Annotated in this window: 15 protein-coding genes; 13 read left to right on the forward strand and 2 right to left on the reverse strand. The window is 52.2% G+C overall.

Annotated elements, in window-relative coordinates; all coding sequences use genetic code 11:
• Positions 1-15: 15 nt before the first annotated feature.
• Both H8B14_RS06585 and H8B14_RS06590 read right to left on the reverse strand, forming a co-directional pair.
• Entirely contained in the window at positions 16-1,983 is a 1,968-nt protein-coding gene (locus H8B14_RS06585; protein ID WP_187314822.1) for a peptidylprolyl isomerase, read from the reverse strand.
• Between the two features lie 113 nt (positions 1,984-2,096).
• The gene (locus H8B14_RS06590; RefSeq protein WP_187314823.1) at positions 2,097-2,579 is read right to left on the reverse strand and encodes an acyl-CoA-binding protein; all 483 of its coding nucleotides are present in this window, start codon (positions 2,577-2,579) and stop codon (positions 2,097-2,099) included.
• A gap of 126 nt (positions 2,580-2,705) precedes the next feature.
• Between H8B14_RS06590 and asnB the strand changes: the two genes are divergently transcribed.
• The 13 genes from asnB to H8B14_RS06655 all read left to right on the forward strand — a co-directional run bounded on the left by asnB (position 2,706) and on the right by H8B14_RS06655 (position 18,893).
• Positions 2,706-4,646 carry an asparagine synthase (glutamine-hydrolyzing) gene (gene asnB / locus H8B14_RS06595; RefSeq protein ID WP_187314824.1) on the forward strand — a complete coding sequence of 647 codons (1,941 nt, stop codon included), beginning with the start codon at positions 2,706-2,708 and terminating at the stop codon, positions 4,644-4,646.
• A 23-nt stretch (positions 4,647-4,669) separates the two neighbouring features.
• Positions 4,670-6,013, forward strand: coding sequence for a UDP-glucose dehydrogenase family protein (locus tag H8B14_RS06600; RefSeq protein WP_187314825.1), 1,344 nt, complete (start codon positions 4,670-4,672; stop codon positions 6,011-6,013).
• A 103-nt stretch (positions 6,014-6,116) separates the two neighbouring features.
• Complete coding sequence (locus tag H8B14_RS06605) at positions 6,117-7,103, forward strand: UDP-glucuronic acid decarboxylase family protein (RefSeq protein ID WP_187314826.1); 987 nt, start codon at positions 6,117-6,119, stop codon at positions 7,101-7,103.
• Between the two features lie 435 nt (positions 7,104-7,538).
• Positions 7,539-7,979 carry a sugar 3,4-ketoisomerase gene (locus tag H8B14_RS06610; protein WP_187314827.1) on the forward strand — a complete coding sequence of 147 codons (441 nt, stop codon included), beginning with the start codon at positions 7,539-7,541 and terminating at the stop codon, positions 7,977-7,979.
• Positions 7,961-8,908 (forward strand): hypothetical protein, encoded by a 948-nt coding sequence (locus H8B14_RS06615; protein WP_187314828.1) that lies wholly within the window; start codon positions 7,961-7,963, stop codon positions 8,906-8,908. Before H8B14_RS06610 ends, H8B14_RS06615 begins: the two co-directional genes overlap by 19 nt.
• A gap of 11 nt (positions 8,909-8,919) precedes the next feature.
• Positions 8,920-10,035 carry a DegT/DnrJ/EryC1/StrS family aminotransferase gene (locus H8B14_RS06620; protein WP_187314829.1) on the forward strand — a complete coding sequence of 372 codons (1,116 nt, stop codon included), beginning with the start codon at positions 8,920-8,922 and terminating at the stop codon, positions 10,033-10,035.
• 33 nt (positions 10,036-10,068) lie between these two features.
• Complete coding sequence (locus H8B14_RS06625) at positions 10,069-11,001, forward strand: glycosyltransferase family 2 protein (protein ID WP_187314830.1); 933 nt, start codon at positions 10,069-10,071, stop codon at positions 10,999-11,001.
• Between the two features lie 4 nt (positions 11,002-11,005).
• On the forward strand, positions 11,006-12,430 hold the full coding sequence (locus H8B14_RS06630; RefSeq protein ID WP_187314831.1) for a glycosyltransferase family 39 protein: 1,425 nt from the start codon (positions 11,006-11,008) through the stop codon (positions 12,428-12,430).
• Positions 12,431-12,565: 135 nt separating this feature from the next.
• Positions 12,566-13,684, forward strand: coding sequence for a GDP-mannose 4,6-dehydratase (gene gmd / locus H8B14_RS06635; protein WP_187314832.1), 1,119 nt, complete (start codon positions 12,566-12,568; stop codon positions 13,682-13,684).
• A gap of 105 nt (positions 13,685-13,789) precedes the next feature.
• Positions 13,790-14,728, forward strand: coding sequence for a GDP-L-fucose synthase (fcl, locus tag H8B14_RS06640; protein ID WP_187314833.1), 939 nt, complete (start codon positions 13,790-13,792; stop codon positions 14,726-14,728).
• A 519-nt stretch (positions 14,729-15,247) separates the two neighbouring features.
• Entirely contained in the window at positions 15,248-17,023 is a 1,776-nt protein-coding gene (locus tag H8B14_RS06645) for an ABC transporter ATP-binding protein (RefSeq protein ID WP_187314834.1), read from the forward strand.
• A 59-nt stretch (positions 17,024-17,082) separates the two neighbouring features.
• Complete coding sequence (locus tag H8B14_RS06650) at positions 17,083-18,162, forward strand: DegT/DnrJ/EryC1/StrS family aminotransferase (RefSeq protein ID WP_187314835.1); 1,080 nt, start codon at positions 17,083-17,085, stop codon at positions 18,160-18,162.
• Positions 18,163-18,254: 92 nt separating this feature from the next.
• Positions 18,255-18,893, forward strand: coding sequence for a NeuD/PglB/VioB family sugar acetyltransferase (locus tag H8B14_RS06655; RefSeq protein WP_187314836.1), 639 nt, complete (start codon positions 18,255-18,257; stop codon positions 18,891-18,893).
• The last annotated feature ends 44 nt before the right edge of the window (positions 18,894-18,937 follow it).

The following is an 18,937-nucleotide window of genomic DNA, read 5'->3' on the forward strand; positions in this document are numbered from 1 at the left end:
AGTATGCTAATTTAATCAGCGCACTACTTCTACTTTCACGATTTTGTCGCCGATAGCCAGTTTCGGAACCACATCAAGGCCCTGTATCACCTGCGCGAAAATCGTGTAGCGACCATCAAGATGCGGGGTGGGGCCGTGGGTGATAAACCACTGGCAGCTTTCGGTGTCTTTACCGGCTGAAGCCAGGCCCACAGCACCCTCCCCATACTGCAGGTCACCGAACTCAGAACGCAGGTTGTAGTCGGTACTGCCGGAACCGTCGCCACGGGGGCAGCCGCCCTGCGCTACAAAATTGGGTACCACCCGGTGAAACGTCTTGGCGTCATAAAATCCTTGCTCTACTAGCTGTACGAAGCTGGCCACTGACCCCGGCGCATCTTCCACCTTCAGCTGCAGCGTAATGTCGCCTTGGCTGGTGCGCACCAGTACGCGCTGCCGGACCGGAATGCGCTGCACCACCTCCCAATCGATAGGATGAGCAGCTGCTTTAGCTACCGGCACAGGCGTAGCCGGGCGGTTCAGCAAGTAGTCGATGGTTTGCTGCAACGACTGCCAGGCTTCCAGGTCGCGGGGCAATACCAGCTTGTCGCGGGCTTCTACCACAAAGCCGGCATCGGGCAGCAGGCGCCGCAGGTTCAACTGTGGGTCGCGCAGCGCTTCGGCAGCCGTACCCATGATGGTGACGTCGCCGCCCCGAAGTGCCCGGCGTAGCGTAAGGGCAAAAGCCGCTTGTTGAGCTTCGGGGAAAGACGACAGCCGCCGGATGGCAACGAGTGCCTCCATTCCATAGGACCCCACCACCAGCAGCTGGCCGGCAGCAAACGTTGCCTGTTCCACAAACTCGTAAGCGGCTGGGTCTTCGGATAATGCTTTTAGCAGAAACCCTTTCTCATACGGGTTCGTGGCTGTTGCAAACCGCTGCTGAATAGCCGTACGAATGGCTCCTTGCTCGGGGCCGCCCAATTTCAGGGCTACAGCCAGCAGTGTAGCCCGCACCCGCCAATCTGTGATTTTGGCAGCTTTCTCCAAGAACTGGCGGCCTGGTTCTCCGCTGGCATGAGCCAAGAAAAACTCAGCTGCCGTAACAGCTACTTGGCTGTTGGCATGTGTGAGGGCGTCCCAGGCGGTTTCCTTCACCGGAGCATACATCGTGGCATTCATAGCCCGCAATGCGCTTACCCGTACCCGGTAATCAACATCCTGCCGCACCAGCCCGATCAGCGTAGGCGCAATGGTGGGACTTTTGACTTTGCCCAAGGCACTGGCTGCCGCTGCCCGCACGACCGGGTCTGGGTCGGCTACGGCAGCCGTGAGGGGGGCTTGGTAAGGTGTTAGGTCGAGGCGGGGCGTGCGGGCCAGCGCAAAGGCCGCGCCCTGCCGGGCTGCCAGCGGCTGCCGTGGCTGCAGCAGTGCCACTGCCCGCGCCACGGCCGCTTCTGAGGTCAGCCCCCGCAAGCCTGCCCGCATCAAGCCCCAGGCCTGGCCAGCGGAGAAACTGGTATCGGAGGTGGCAACGTTGCGCCATAGTAGCCGCAATGAATTGCGCGTCACGCAACGCCCAAGTGCTTCAAACAAGTAGCGCCGCTGCACTGCGCTGCCTGCATTCAGGATCTGTGCTGCCAATGGTTCTGCAGCGGTGCTGTCAGCCGTCTGGCCCAGCGCATAGGCTGCTGCCCGTCGGGTTGCTGCGTCCGGATCCTGCAAAAGTGGCAGCAGGGCAGTAGTGGCCTGCTTATCCTGTACTGAAGCCAACGCTAAAGCAGCTGCTTTCCGGTAGTGGGCCTCGGCATTGGCAAGATAGGGTAGCAGTGCGGCAGTGTTGCGCTCGTCCTGAGCAGTGGCTATCTGGCGAAATGTAGCATCAGCAAATCGGTTGGGCAATGATGTAGTGGTTTGGCGGGGTATGGCAGGCGCGCAGGCGCTGAGCAAGTATGCGGCAACAACTAGGCGCAGGCCGGCACGCGAGGAGAGAAGGTGGATCATGGCTGCCCGAAAATAGCCAAAATCCTAGCCTATGCTTATACAGCACACTCCTAAAAAAGCAGTGCCCGTGCTGCGAGTTGCAACACGGGCACCAGTAAAGCAAGACGGATGGCTTACTGCAGATCCTTTAGCTGCTCTTCGCTGCCATAGGGAGTACCACCCAGCAGGTCGCCGCGCAGGCCTCCCTGCGAAACGCCCGCCTGCTGCTGCGACTCAGCCGCTGGGCTGCCATTCACCTGAGAGCCGGTAGCTGGCTGGCCATTGCCGGTAATAACGGTTGTTTTTTCGCCAACCGGCCCAGCTATTTCCTCCACCTTCTGGATATACTGGCGGCGCGCATCTTCTTCACTCACCCCTTTAAACTTACTCCACGAGTCCCATTGTGCCTGCGACATACCGGCCGGGCCGCTTGGATTGGCCGGCGAGTCGTCGCCTACCACGTCTTTCTCAGTATCATGGTCGCCTTCGGTGGCTTGCTTATAAAGGCCGTAGAGCTCCGTCATGTGAGCAGCCGCTTTATCACCGGGTAGGGTATCTACGCGGGATACAGCAGCTTCAAATTGCTTTTGCAGGGTCATATTTTCTTGCAGATTCATAAGGCACAGAAAGCTGAGGGTGAAAACTAGAAGGTGTACTAAGCTGGCATGGGTTTGGTTGCGAGACTTGACCATTGGATTTTTCAATCAACACTTCTGCTGAACCTTCGTACTTTTGTCCGCTCTATGTGTGGAATTACCGGACTATTTGCTTTCACTGACACGGGCCGCAGCGCGCTGGCCGCCCTGCCGGCCTCAACCGACGCCATTGTCAGCCGTGGCCCTGACTCTCAGGGACACTTTGTATACGACCGTTGCGGCCTCGGCTTTCGGCGTTTGGCTATCCTCGACCTCTCGGCCGATGGTAATCAGCCCATGACCGACGAGTCGGGCCGGTATACTATTGTCTTCAACGGCGAGATTTTCAACTTCCGGGAACTGCGTCAGCGCCTGGTTAAGAAAGGCTACCACTTCCATTCCCAGACTGATACCGAGGTGATTCTGCGCCTGTATATCACGGAGGGTCGTACTTTTCTTAAGAAGCTCAATGGCTTCTTCGGCTTGGCTATCTACGACAAAGAGGAAGACTCGCTGTTCATTGCCCGCGACCGGATGGGCGAGAAGCCCGTGCTCATCTACCGCGACGAAGACAAGCTGTTTTTTGCTTCGGAGATGAAGTCGTTGCTGGCGCTGGGGATTCCGCGCAAAATGGACTACGTGGCATTGAGCCAGTATTTGCAGCTCAACTACATTCCCGGTCCGGCCACCATTTTCAAGGGCGTAAAGAAGCTGCTGCCGGGCCACTACCTGTTCATTAAGGGCAAGAAGGTAGTGCGTAAGCGCTGGTACAAGATTCCGTACGACGCTAAGCGCGTCGAAAAAAACAAGACCACCTACGAGCAGCAGAAAACCAAGCTGGTTGAGTTGATGGATGATGCCACGGCGCGCCGCCTTGTGGCCGACGTACCGGTAGGCGCCTTCCTAAGTGGCGGTATCGATTCGAGCGTTGTCGTGGCGCTGGCCTCGCGCCACACCGACCACCTGAATACCTTCAGTATCGGCTACCGCGACGAGCCGTTCTTCGACGAAACCAAATATGCCAAGCTGGTAGCCGAGAAGTATAAAACCAACCACACGGTTTTCTCGCTTACCAATCAAGACCTCTACGACCACATTTTCGATGTCCTCGACTACATCGACGAGCCGTTTGCCGATTCTTCGGCGCTGGCCGTATACATTCTGAGCAAGCGTACCCGCGAAAAGGCCACGGTTGCTCTTAGTGGCGACGGCGCCGATGAGCTGTTTGCGGGCTACAACAAGCACATGGGCGAGTTTCAGGTACGGCAGGGTGGCTTTAAAGCCGAAGCCGTAACCGGCCTCAACCTGCTCTGGGATATTCTGCCCAAGTCGCGCAATACCTTTTTCGGCAACCGGATTCGGCAGTTTCAGCGCTTCTCGCGCGGGATGCTCAGCGGCCCCAAAGACCGGTACTGGGACTGGGCTTCTTTCACGTCTGAAAAAGACTCGCGTAATCTGCTTAGTGCCGCTTCCCGCCGCAAAGTCGGCAAGAAGCTGGCCGAGAAGCGCCGCAAGGATATACTCGAGAACATTCATGCCGACGGTGACCTGAACGAGGTGCTTCTGACGGATACCACGCTGGTGCTGCCCTACGACATGCTGGCCAAGGTGGACATGATGAGCATGGCCAACTCCTTGGAAGTGCGCCCGCCTTTCCTCGACCCCAACGTGGTGCGCTTTGCTTTCTCCCTACCCGTCGAAAGTAAAATCGACGCGAAAATGAAGAAGCGCATCGTGCAGGATGCTTTCCGCCCATTGTTGCCCGAAGAGCTTTACAAACGCCCTAAACACGGTTTCGAGGTGCCGTTGCTTAAGTGGTTCCGCGGCGAGCTACGCCCTCTTATCGAAGACGACCTGCTGTCGGATGACTTCATCGAGGCACAGGGCGTGTTCGATGTAGACGCCATCCGGGCCCTGAAGACGCAACTGTTTTCCCGTAGCCCCGGCGACGTGCACGCCCGCATTTGGGCCCTCATTGTGTTCCAGCACTGGTATAAGCGCTACATGATGACCCCGGTAGCACAAGCTGCCAAAACCGTTTCTCAATAAGACATTCCACTTCTTTGCATAACATGAAAATAGCAGTAGTAGGCACCGGCTACGTCGGACTGGTTACAGGCACTTGCTTTGCCGAGGTAGGCATTGAGGTAACTTGTATTGATATCGATCAGAAAAAAATCGATAACCTGAAGCAAGGCATCCTCCCTATCTACGAGCCAGGGCTCGAGGAAATGGTAAGCCGCAATGTGGCCGCTGGCCGCTTGAACTTCACTACCAGCTTGGCCGAGGGTATTAAAGACGCTGATGTAGCCTTTATTGCTGTAGGTACCCCTCCCGGTGAAGACGGCTCCGCTGACCTGAAGTACGTGCTGGCTGTAGCTCGTGGTATCGGGGAGCATATGAACGATTACGGCGTAATCGTGACTAAAAGCACAGTGCCTGTAGGCACCGCGGCCAAAGTCCGGACTGAGCTGGAGCAGGCCTTGGCCAAGCGAGGCGCGTCCATCGAATTCGACGTGGCATCCAATCCGGAGTTCCTGAAAGAAGGTGCTGCCATCGACGACTTCCTGAAGCCCGACCGTATCGTGGTAGGGGTGTCGTCGGAGCGGGCCGAAGAGGTGATGAGCAAGCTGTACAAGCCGTTCCTGCTCAATGGCCACCCGATTATCTTCATGGACATTCCGTCGGCGGAAATGACGAAGTATGCGGCCAACTCCATGCTGGCCACTAAGATTTCGTTTATGAACGACATTGCCAACCTGTGCGAAATCATGGGTGCCGATGTGAATATGGTACGCAAGGGCATTGGCTCAGACGCTCGTATCGGTACGAAATTCATCTATCCCGGTATCGGCTACGGTGGCTCATGCTTCCCTAAAGACGTGAAAGCCCTGATCAAGACGGCATCTGAGAATGGCTACCAGATGCAGGTGTTGCAGGCGGTGGAAAGCGTGAATGATGCGCAGAAAGAAGTGCTCTTCGATAAAGTGAAGAAGCACTTTGGCGGTGACCTGGCTGGGAAAAAGATTGGCATCTGGGGCCTGTCGTTTAAGCCCAAAACCGATGACATGCGGGAAGCTCCTTCCTTGGTAATTATCGAGAAGCTGCTGGCGGAAGGCTGCACTGTGTCAGCCTACGACCCGGTAGCTATGTCCGAAGCCAAACACTCGCTCGGCGACACCATTACGTATGCCAAAGACCAGTTTGAAGCTTTGGTTGATGCCGACGCTTTGTTGGTTGTAACGGAGTGGCCGGAATTCCGCTCACCTAGCTTTGAGGTAGTAGGTAAGCTGCTCAAACAGAAGGTGATTTTTGACGGCCGCAACATCTACGACCCTAAAGAAATGCAGGAAGCCGGCTTTGCCTACCATTGCATTGGTATCCGCACGGCTCATCATGAGCCAGTAGCGTCTTAGTTGTCAGGTACTCAGTACTGGTTGTCGGCTTAGCTAGCAGCTGGTACTGAATGGTGCTCCTTACAGCCTCACAACTGACAACCAACAACTAACAACTACCAGCATGTCTGATAAAAAGCGCGTACTTATTACCGGCGGCGCCGGCTTCCTGGGCTCTCACCTATGTGAGCGTTTTCTAGCCGAAGGATACCATGTCATTGCCATGGACAACCTCATCACTGGTGACCTAGGCAACATTGAGCATTTATTCGGCCGCGAAGATTTCGAGTTCCATCATGCTGATGTGTCGAAATTCGTGTTTGTGCCGGGTAAGCTGGACTACATCCTGCACTTTGCCTCACCAGCTTCGCCGATCGACTATCTGAAAATTCCAATTCAGACCCTGAAAGTTGGTTCGCTGGGTACACATAATCTGCTGGGACTAGCCCGCGTGAAAAACGCACGGATGCTGATTGCCAGTACTTCAGAAGTGTATGGCGACCCGGAAGTACACCCACAGGTGGAAGAGTACTTTGGCAACGTAAACCCTGTTGGGCCGCGTGGCTGCTACGACGAAGCCAAGCGTTTTCAGGAGGCCATCACCATGGCGTATCACAATCACCACGGTCTGGAAACCCGCATCGTTCGTATCTTCAATACCTACGGCCCACGGATGCGTCTCAATGACGGCCGCGTGTTGCCAGCTTTCCTGAGCCAGGCATTGCGTGGTGAAAACCTTACCGTATTCGGCGACGGCTCGCAGACTCGTTCTTTCTGCTACGTTGATGATTTAGTAGAGGGTATTTACCGCCTGTTGCTGAGCGACTACGCGCTACCCGTAAACATTGGCAACCCCGACGAAATTACCATTAAGGAGTTTGGGGAGGAAATTGCCAAGCTGATGAATGTGGAGTTCAAGCCAACCTATCAGGAACTTCCGCAGAACGACCCGATGAAGCGTAAGCCAGATATCTCGAAAGCTCGCGAAATCCTAGGTTGGGAGCCCAAAGTAAACCGTGCCGAAGGCTTGCGCCGCACATTAGAGTACTTCAAGGAGCATATCAACGAGGTAACGGCCGGAGCAGTAAATAACACGCCGCGTACTTTCTAGAAACCCTCCGCAGCAGTCTGTTCGTGATACTGATGTACTGCTGAATAACAGACAGGCGCTCGAAAAGGTATCCGGACAACAGCTGGAATATCTGAGGGGCCCTGGTATAAACGTCTCCGGTTTTTTATATAGTTAATTCTGTATAAAAGCCGGAGACGTTTCTATGTACATTGCTGAATAAATTGAGAAACTGCTCTGTGCTCTGCGCAGGTGTTGTTCCAGCGCTTTGCAGGTCTTGCCGTTACCGGTCATCTGCTCGGGTTTGGCGTCCGGCGCTCTGAATTTTAGGCGCATTGTAGCAACTAGGTGGCTGACTGTGCCTGTAAAGTTGTTTAGTGCTGGTAGCCCCGTTCTGAAGTGCTGCGTGCCAACTATTGCAGGGGTAATTACCTGCTTTGCTTACCTACTCATTATTGCCTGAGACGCTTACGCTTCATGGAAAAAAAGCCGGATTTGCAGTTCATTAATGCCACGCCGCGCATTTTGTCGCTGCCCAGATTGGGTGCTCCGGATATTGGCTATATCACGGTTCTGGAGAAAGGAGGCCACCTGCCATTTGCTATTGCCCGCACGTTCTGGACCTATTACACACCGGAAAGCATTGTACGTGGCCGGCACGCGCACTACAGCACCGAGCAGGTATTAGTGGCACTGGCCGGGAGAATCATCGTAACAACCGAACAGGCAGATGGCACCCTGGAAACTTTCCGGTTAGAAAGCCCGGATACTGGACTGTATATACCGCCTAATGTGTGGCACACTATGCAGTACTCCCATACTGCGGTGCAAATGGTACTGGCATCAACGGTCTACGATGAAAGCGACTATATCCGCGAATTTGAGAGGTTTAAGGCGGTATGGGGCATTTCGGAGTAGCGGAGAAGCTGGTTGCTGAACGGCGCGCTGTATTGGAGCGGTTGTCGCCCTACCACTTTCTGCAGGAAGTAGGGGCGCACGACCAGTTGGGAGTTGGCCGGGCTGCTAGGTTTGGCAACCAGGTACACGAACAGCTATTTACCAGTGGGAAAGCACAGTTTTTATACGAACTGCTGCCATGGGATTCCCAGTTTTTTGATACCCCTACTTACCGGCTCTTCTCTGTGCTGTTTGAGCAGGATGAGCAGCTTGCTGACCTGACCAATGCTGTACGGGATTTTCAGCTGAAACTTGCGTCTGTGGCGCCCAGCACGTATTGCTTTGTGGAAGTGCCGGCCGAGGATATTCGGCTGTTGCAGGCCCTCACGCAGGCTGGCTGGCGCTGGAACGAAACACGGCTGCATTATTATCACCAGACCCACCTTGCTGGCTTTGCTGCGCCACGCCACGCCGTACGGCTGGCTCTTCCAGCTGAAGCAGTCCATCTAGGGCAGATAGCCGCCGCCGCACGCAACAATTACGACCGGTTTCATGCCGACCCGTGGTTTGGAGCAGATAGGGCCGATGCTTTTCTGGCCCGCTATGCTGCTGCGGCCACTGAAGGATATTGCGACGCCGTTCTGGTGCCAGACCTGCCTGGGCTGCCCGTTGATTCTTTCATGGCTATCAGTGACTTGCAAACGGATGCGGCCTTGCTGGGCGTGAAGCTGTCGAGGGTGGTGCTGACGGCTGTGGGGCCTGACAACCGCGGCTGGCACCTGCGCCTGCTCAGCGAAACGCTACACCGGGCCCGGGAAAGGGGCGCAGCTGCCGTATTGATGACCACCCAGGCGACCAATAGAGCGGTGATTCGCAACGCAGAAAAGTTGAACTTTGCGCTGGGCGCTACCACGCACGTGCTGTCGTGCCCGTCGCCTATACACGCTTGATTGTGCTTAGTATGCCCCCAACTATAATTCCTTTTCTGGCCTTTGGTCCTCAGCACGACCCTATCCGGGAGCAAGTATTGGCGGCAGTAGCGGCTGTATACGACTCGCACTGGTACGTGCTGGGTGAGGCTGTTCGGCAGTTTGAGGCCGAGTACGCTCAGTATAATGGCACTGCTGAATGCGTGGGGGTTGGCAATGGGTTGGATGCCTTGTATCTGAGCTTAAAAGCACTGGGAGTAGGGGAAGGCGACGAAGTTCTCGTGCCCAGCAACACCTATATTGCTACGTGGCTGGCCGTATCCATGACTGGCGCCAAGCCCGTACCGGTAGAGCCGGACCCAGCTACCTATAACCTAAACCCCGAACGGCTGGCGGCCGCCCTTACAGCGCGCACCCGCGCCATCATGCCCGTGCATCTGTATGGGCAAGCCTGCGCCATGGGGCCAATACTCGCTTTTGCGCACCAGCACCAGTTGTGGGTGGTAGAAGACAATGCTCAGGCTCATGGTGCTACCTGGCAGAATAAACTCACAGGAAGCTTTGGTAACCTGAATGCCACAAGCTTCTATCCCGGTAAAAATTTAGGCGCGCTCGGTGACGCCGGCGCTGTTACCACTGATTCGGCCGAGCTGGCTGAGCAGATCCGGCTGTTGCGCAACTACGGCTCGCGGCAGAAGTACCATAACGAGGCAGCTGGAATCAACTCCCGGCTAGATGAGCTGCAGGCTGCCGTGCTGCGGGTAAAGCTTCCGTTCCTGACCACCTGGACCCGCCAACGGCAGCAAATAGCTGCCTGGTACGACACGCATCTGGCCGGCGTGCCGGAGCTGGTGCTTCCTGCCACAGCAGCCGGCGCTACGCACGTGTATCATCTGTATGTAGTGCGTACTCCGCGCCGCGACGCGCTACAGCAGCACCTCACTGCTCACGGAATCGGAACCCTTATTCACTACCCGGTGCCTCCGCATCAGCAGCCCGCCTATCAGGCCCTGGGCTATAGCGCCGGTGATTTTCCGATAGCCGAAGAACTGGCTGCCACCAGCCTTAGCTTGCCGCTCTGGCCAGGCCTTGCGGAGTGGCAGGTAGCGCAGATAAGTCAGCGTATCCGCAGTTTTTTGTCTGCCTGATTTTACCGGATTAATTGCCCTGTTTTTGTCTCTATGCCTGTCCTGAGCATCATCATTCCCTGCTACTTCAACGAAGCCAATATTCCGCTTACTATGGCGGAGCTATTGGCCAATGAGGCTACGCTGCCAACTGATCTGCAGGTGGAATATGTGCTGGTAGATGATGGCTCGCAGGACGGGACATTGCGGGAACTGCTGGCCGTACGGGCTTTGCACCCAGAGCGGGTGCGGGTGGTAGAATTGGCTGGAAATGTAGGTTCCTACAACGCCATTGTGGCGGGTATGGCGTACGCCAGCGGCGACTGTACGGCCATCATCACGGCTGATTTGCAAGACCCTCCTGAACTGCTGGCCCAAATGGTTGCTTACTGGCAACAGGGGTTTCGCCTAGTTATCGGCAACCGCCAGGACCGCGAGGAAACTGGCCCGCAGAAATGGTTGGCCACCTTGTTTCATGGTATGATGAAGCGTTTTGCGCTGCCCAATATCCCATCCGGTGGCTTTGATTTTGTGCTTTTCGATCGGCAGGTACGGGAGCAGGTGCTGCAGATGCAGGAGCGCAACAGCAACGTGTTTTACCTGATGACTTGGTTGGGTCATGCCTACGTCAACATCCCGTACGTACGCCGCAAGCGCCAGGTGGGCCGTTCGCGCTGGACACTACAGAAGAAGGTGAAGCTATTTATTGATTCCTTTTTGGCTTTCTCCTTTTTACCTGTTCGCATCATTTCTATTACGGGCTTGGTGCTAGGAATGAGTGCACTGCTTTATGGTATCTATCTTGTTTTCCTACGGCTGACCAATCCATCGGAGCCGCCTGGCTGGACCACGCTGATGGTAGTGCTCCTGCTGGTGTCGGCCTTTCAAATGACAGCGCTGGGCGTTATCGGCGAATATGTCTGGCGGGGCCTCGATGCAGCTCGCAACCGGCCGCTTTATGTGGTGAAGAATGTGTATGCAGAGTAGCCACATGCAGTCCAAAGCCCAGGAGCAAAGGCGGCTGGCCGCCATTGTGTTATTAGGCTTTGTGCTACGTGTAGCATTCGTGCTTAAAGGGGCTACTATCTACTATGGTGCAGGGCAGGAGCACTACAATGGCGACACACATTCTTTCATTCAGAGTTTTCTGAATCTGTGGCATACTGGGCACTACACAATAGACCCATTGCTGCCAGAAGCCTCCTTCGGGCGGCTACCAGGCTATCCATTTTTTTATGGGTTGCACTACATCATATTTGGCCCTGCGCTGGCTATTAAGGCGTCGGTTACAAGCCAAGTGCTGCTGGATACAAGCGTTATTGTATTGTTATATAAGGCCAGTCGGCGCTGGGCCAGTAAGGGGCCGGCCCAGATAGTTGCCTTGTTATATGCCACCTATCCATTTGCTATTCTTTGGGTGACAGTAATAGGCAGCGAAACACTGAGTGTTTTCTGTGCAGTGCTTTGGTTTAACCTGATAACCAAAACCAGAAACGATAAGAAGCACTATTGCTTAATTGGAGCTCTTATAGCGCTGGCATTTTATGTTCGGGAATACCTCGGCATCCTGCTACCAATAAGTGTGCTTTTGGTAGTGATAAGAGGCCTCGGCAGTGGAGCGGCCATGTGGCAGCGAAGCGCTTGTATGATACTTGGGTTCGGCGCATTGTATATGTGGTGGCCAGCCCGCAACTATTTAAACCACAATGAAATTGTGCTGCTGAAGCCAGCATCAGCTGGCTACATCAACCTGCGAGAGGATATGCAGGCTTATCTGGATTGGCTGGCATGCTGGACCAACGACAATTCCAGCTGGATGGAGTCGATGCTACATAACCAGCCATACCGCTATCCAGCCAGCATATTTAGCAGTCCCGCCGAAGAGCGCCGAGCCTATGAGCTCACAACTTTGGCTGCCAACTGCGGAAGTAGCTTTCAGGTCCGACGACTGAGCAGTGCAGGCAGTCAGTTGCCCTTACCTTATTCTGCTCCCTGTAACGCCCGGATAGCACAGGGCTTCGATTCCTTACGCAGAAGCTTTATTGCGCATAATCCAGTGGCCTACTATACCAAAGTGCCATTCGCCAATCTGCGCAAAGCATTCTTTAAGAGCGCGACTATAAACCAGGGAGACTCCTACAGGCCATATATTCATCGGATTCTGTTCTTTTATCGTTCATGCCTGTTGCTCTTTACAGTAGCTTCTCTGATTATCTATCGAAACAGAGAGTATCTGTGGCCAATAATAGGGTATGCTGCCTTTGTTTACTGCTATATGAGCTTAGTGTTCAGAAGTTTAGAGATGCGCTACTTACTGCAGGCTGACGTATTGATGCTCGTGCCAGCAGCGCTTTTAATAAGCCAAGTGCTAAAGCAGGCGCTGGATAGTGAGGTGCTGGGCAAAGCACATAAGTGAGACAATTGAGTCATCATGTTTAAATAACATGATTATTTTATTTAAAAATATGCATTTTATAAGATTATCATTATCTTCAGTGCCGGCGTCAGCATGCAAATGAGCAGATGATGCCTGCATCTAATCTTCCTAACTATGAACAAGCGCGCACTCATCACCGGCATCACAGGTCAGGATGGCACCTATCTGGCAGAGCTGCTGCTCAGCAAAGGATACGAGGTCCATGGTATCAAACGTCGTTCGTCACTGATTAACACCGAGCGAATTGACCATCTCTATCAGGATCCGCACGAAGACCATGTCCGCTTTACATTGCACTACGGCGATTTAACTGATTCTACCAACATAATCCGGATTGTACAGGAAGTACAGCCCGACGAGATTTACAATCTGGGCGCTATGTCGCACGTTAAAGTATCCTTTGATACCCCTGAGTACACTGCCGATGTGGATGGTGTAGGCACCTTGCGCTTATTGGAGGCAGTACGCATTCTGGGGCTCACGCACAAAACCCGGTTTTATCAGGCAAGTACCTCTGAACTCTACGGATTGGTGCAGGAAGTGCCACAACGTGAAATCACACCCTTCTATCCTCGCTCACCATATGCTGTAGCCAAGCTGTATGCTTATTGGATTACAGTGAACTACCGGGAAGCCTATGATATGTATGCCTGCAACGGCATTCTGTTTAACCACGAAAGTCCCTTGCGAGGCGAAACATTCGTGACACGTAAAATTACGCGTGCTGCAGCCCGTATAGCGTTGGGCCTGCAGGACGAGTTGTACCTCGGCAACCTAGATGCCAAGCGCGACTGGGGCCACGCCAAAGACTATGTGGAAGCTATGTGGCGTATGCTTCAGCAGGACATGCCTGAAGATTATGTTATTGCTACCGGCGTCACAACCACGGTACGCGAATTTGTGCGGTTGGCTTTTGCGGAAGTAGGAATAATATTGGCTTTTGAAGGTGAAGGAAGCGCTGAAAAAGGAATCGTAATAGCCTGCCATACTCCAGAGTACCAACTGCCCATCGGCTCTGTTATCGTGCAGATTGATAAGCGGTACTTCCGGCCTACTGAAGTGGAGCTGCTGATTGGAGACCCAACCAAGGCCAAGGCAAATCTGCAATGGGAACCCCAATACGACCTGCCTATGCTGGTTGGGGAAATGATGCAGGCAGATCTGGCATTGTTCCGCCGTGACGCCTACCTGCAAGCCGGTGGCCATCCAATACATGGAGCCTTTGTGGAGTAAATCGACTCTCAAACCACAGTAGCTAATTGTTTTTGCTGCAACCGGATGTGCACAGAAGCCCATTGGGTTGCATAAAGCGGCTACGCTGTATCCGCAACTGATTGTATGGAACTGAACGCCAAAATATATGTGGCCGGTCATCAGGGGATGGTGGGCTCTGCACTGGTGCGCCGCTTGAACCAAGCGGGCTATTACAATCTGGTTGTGCGCACCTCCCGGGAATTAGACCTGCGCAATCAAGCAGCTGTTGAAGACTTTTTTGCACAGCAAAAGCCAGAGTATGTACTGCTGGCAGCCGCGAAAGTAGGAGGCATTGTGGCTAACAATACCTACCGTGCCGATTTTCTGTACGACAACCTGATGATCCAGAGTAATGTCATCAACCAGAGCCACGTACACGCTGTAAAGAAACTACTGTTTTTAGGCTCTTCCTGCATTTATCCTAAGTTGGCTCCACAGCCGCTTAAAGAAGAATACTTGCTTACAGGACCCCTAGAGCACACCAATGAGCCATATGCTATTGCCAAAATAGCGGGGCTCAAGCTCTGTGAGACGTACCGGGCCCAATACGGCCGTCATTTTATTTCAGTGATGCCTACCAACCTTTATGGTCCTGGTGACAATTACGATCTGCAAAACTCTCATGTGTTGCCGGCGTTGTTGCGCAAGTTTCATGAAGCCCGGGAACAAGGACTGCCAGAAGTAGAAATTTGGGGTACCGGCACCCCACGACGAGAATTCCTGCATGTTGATGACCTAGCGGATGCCTGCTTGCACCTGCTGCTTCACTACGATGGGGCACAACCCATAAACGTCGGCACCGGTGAGGATCTTACCATACGGGAGCTAGCCACGCTGGTAAAGGAAATAACCGGATACACAGGTGCTATCCGTTTTGATAGCGCAAAACCTGACGGTACGCCGCGCAAGCTACTGGACGTAAGTAAATTAACGGCGCTAGGTTGGTGCTCGTCTATTCGCTTGCGGGAGGGAATTGAGAATATATACGCAGAGACATTTGTGAACATCCTCAAGGCATTATAGTCCCCAATGACAGCGTATCATTCTTCTGCACGCCGGCAACATCGCCTATTATTCCTCTAGTAGGGTGCGCTGGTGCTATCTGGCCGACAAAGCGTACGACAACACACAGGCCGAAACCGCTGAAGCACGCTCAAAACCGAGCTACTGCCTGGCCGCTCCGCCTATGCCTCGCTGGAAAAAGTTCGGCTCTGGGCTGCTCATTGCCTTAGCACCTACTTCAGCCCCAACCGTCGCTATTCAGCCTTGGGCTACGGCTCGTCTGGTCATTCAAACAGGACCTCATGATGAGCCCACCTTGGCCTGTCGCCTGTTTGGGTTAACCCATCCCAGGTTTATGTAAGTAGCTAAGGATTGCGATAGTAAGCCCTGTTGAACGGGGCTTCTTCGCCTTGTAAGCAATGGCTAGAGAGTGTATCTGCTACAAAACGCTTAACTTTGCCCCATCCTGAAATTTGAGAACTGCTGACTCTGAGAGAATTTAGCATCCTGCTTTTCAGTTTTCAAGTAGGTCCTCTCCTTATGAACACCGGAATAATCAGCTATTCACTTAATAGCATACGCTATTATCTGACTTCAACTCAAAAGTACAAAGCCCTCTGGATGTTTGGCTTGGTCTTAGTTTCATCCTTTCTGGATGTCTTTGGCCTAGCCGCTTTGGTTCCGGTAATGATGGTCGCCGCTGAACCTGGGGGAGTACAGAAAAGCAAATATTTTTTTCCTGTCTACCAAGCGTTAGGGTTTCAGTCTGAGAAAGGCTTCTTGCTTTCCCTCATGGCAGTGATATTCTTATTCTTTATATTCAAGAATTTGTTCACGACGTGGGTGAACTATTTGCAAACACGGTTCACAGCAGATATTGGTCTGAAAATTATTGCGAGCCAATTAACAAAGTATCTAAGCTTATCATTCTGGAAATTCAATGACTCTGGTTCAGCTAGCCTGATGAACTCAGCTTTGCATGTGCCTGGAGTATATGTAAGTGGAATTCTAAGGCCCTTGTTTGTTTTCTTCTCAGAAGCAGCTGTAATACTAGTCATAGTAATCAGTATTGTCATCTATAAGCCACTGCTGTTAGCTGTCTTGGGGGTCGTATTAGTTCCTACTACTTGGCTAATGTATTGGCTGCTAAGGTCCCGAACCCAAGAAATAGGCAATAGAATAAATGTATTACGCCCAATTTCTTTCAGCCTTGTCAGTGATTTATTTATTGGATTTATAGAGCTGAAATTAGCTAATAAGCAGCAGGATTTTCGTCGTAAACTGTTAGAGAATCAGGAGGAGTTGCAGAAGTTAGATGCAGAAGGCTATCTGTATGGGTTGCTACCGGTAAAAATGATTGAAATGGTGGCTATCCTAGGGGTATTGACCATTTTCGTGTATGCACTTTTCTTTTCTGACAATACAACCGACTTGATTGCTTTGGTAGGATTATTCGCTGCCGCTGCTTATCGATTGATGCCATCTGTAAACCGAATGCTGCAATCACTATTTCAGTTAAAGCAAGCACAGTATACTATCCAGATTATTAATTCTGATCAAAATTCTGAGCATTTTGTTCCTGAACATCCTAATCAGGAAACAATTTCTTTCAACAATTCCATCTCGTTTAAAAATGTATATTATCGTTTCCCGGGAGCAGAAAACGATACAATCAAGAATGTTTCTTTAGACATCAAAAAAGGCGAAAAAATCGGATTTATTGGCAGCTCAGGCTCTGGTAAAACCACGCTTATGAATGTGCTGCTTAGGTTCTATTTAGAGCAGAAAGGCCATATCTTAGTTGATGGTAAGCCGCTTACATCCCAAAATATATTGTCTTGGTATAATATTATTGGCTACGTAAAGCAGGATACCTTCTTGATGGAAGCGTCTATTCAAGACAATATTACGTTAGGTGATCTGCAAATAGATGCGAATAGACTGCAATACGCCATTGAACAGGCTTCTCTAACTGAATTTATTAAAGGCCTTCCTGAAGGCGTAAATACACATATCGGGGAAAGGGGCTCTAAATTATCAGGAGGGCAACGTCAGCGTATTGGCATTGCAAGAGCTCTATATAAGCGCACAGAAGTATTGGTGTTAGATGAGGCAACTAGCGCCTTGGATAATGACACTGAGCGTGAAGTAAATGAAGCTATTAATAAATTGTCTCACACAGATATTACCATTCTTATAATAGCCCACCGTATTACTACACTTCGTGAATGTGACAGAATTTACGAATTGAACCAAGGAGAAATAGTTGCCACTCATCAGTATCAAGATTTAGTGCGCCAGATTGTACAACAATAGACAGGTTGTCTGAGCTAAATCAAGATCAAAGCATTAACTGAAAACCTGCTTCCACATTTATGAGCATTAACGTCACCAAATCGTACTTGCCTCCACTAGAGGAATATGTAGGCTATTTAGCTGGTATCTGGGAACGGGCCCATCTGACGAATGCCGGACCATTGGTAGTGGAACTGGAACGGTCGTTGAAGGAATACTTAGGTGTAAAACACCTCTTCTTCGTTAACAATGGTACAATCGCGCTGCAAATAGCGCTCAAGGCCATGGACCTGAAGGGTGAGATCTTGACGACGCCATTCTCATATGTTGCTACTACATCTAGCATTGTATGGGAGGGCAGTACCCCTGTATTCGTGGATATTGATCCACAGACGTTGTGTATTGATGCCACTTTATTGGAAGCCGCTATTACGCCACAAACTGTAGCTATTATGGCTACACACGTGTATGGCAATCCGTGTGCAGTGGAGGAAATAGAGGTAATTGCCAAGCGTCATAATCTGCGTGTCATATATGACGCGGCGCATGCATTCGGCGTGACATACAAGGATACTTCGGTATTAAATTACGGTGATATTTCCACGTTGAGCTTTCATGCTACTAAGCTGTTCCATACAGTAGAAGGGGGAGCTATAATTACCGCCGACGACGAATTAGCACATCGTATCAGCTACATGCGCAATTTCGGACACAATGGCCCGGAGGCATTCTGGGGTGTAGGCGTGAACGGTAAAAGCTCGGAGTTTCATGCAGCTATGGGTTTATGCGTGCTGCCAAAGGTGGACGACTTAATTCGGCGCCGTCGTGAATTGAGCGAACGGTATGATGCGCATCTGGCTGGTACCGCCGTTCGTCGGCCCCTGATTCAAGAGCATACAAGTCGGTACAACTATTCTTATTACCCCACAGTAATGCCGTCTGAGCCTGTGTTGCTGCGCGTGCGCGATGCGCTGAATGCAGCTAACATTTTGCCCCGGCGTTATTTTTACCCCTCATTGAACACGCTAGAGTATACAGGCCATCAGTCTGCTCCTGTATCAGAGGAAATCTCGACGCGCGCCCTATGTCTGCCGCTTTACTACGAGCTGACGAATGAGGAAGTAGACACCATCTGTTCCATCATCAGGGCAGTTCTGTAAGCAAGCGGTGCTACCACTCTAGTTTGGCAATATTGTGCTGATGCTACATAAGCATCTTCCCACGCATCTTTCCAACTTTAAAGAATGATCATATGCTGGTAGTAGGTGCTAGGGGGCACGCTATAGAAGTGCTGGAATGCCTGCAGCAGACTTCCGATGGGCAATTGTTCTTCTTTGACGATGTAACTCCTGACCTAGAACCGCAGCTTTTTGGCAGATACCCAGTGCTACGCAGCTTGGATGAAGTAAGCAAGCTGTTTGAGCGAGACCCAACTTTTGTGCTAGGTCTGGGGGGAGGCAGATTGCGTAAGATTTTGGCGCAGAAAATCACTGCTTTAGGTGGGGTGCTCACTTCTGTAATTGCGGCTACTGCCCAAATTGGCCGCTATGATGTGAAGTTGGGCGCTGGCCTGAATGTGATGCATCATGCCCTAATCTCGAATGCTACCCAAATAGGAGAAGGTACGCTGGTGAATGCAAATGCCGCGGTTCATCATAATGCCATAGTTGGGAAATACTGCGAAATATCCCCCGGGGCCCGCGTTCTTGGGGGCTGTTTATTGCATGATTTGGTGCTGGTAGGAGCAAATGCTACAATATTGCCACGGCTAGTGATAGGCGAAGGAGCCAGTATTGGGGCAGGAGCAGTGGTTATTCAGGATGTTCCGGCCGGAGCCACCGTGGTGGGTGTGCCAGGTAAGGTAGTGCGGCAGCGTGTGCACACCGAGTAGCCATAGTTAACTTTCTGGCTTGGTTTTTTTGACACGTCTTGCCT

Source organism: Hymenobacter puniceus (genome assembly GCF_014333525.1).
Lineage (GTDB): Bacteria > Bacteroidota > Bacteroidia > Cytophagales > Hymenobacteraceae > Hymenobacter.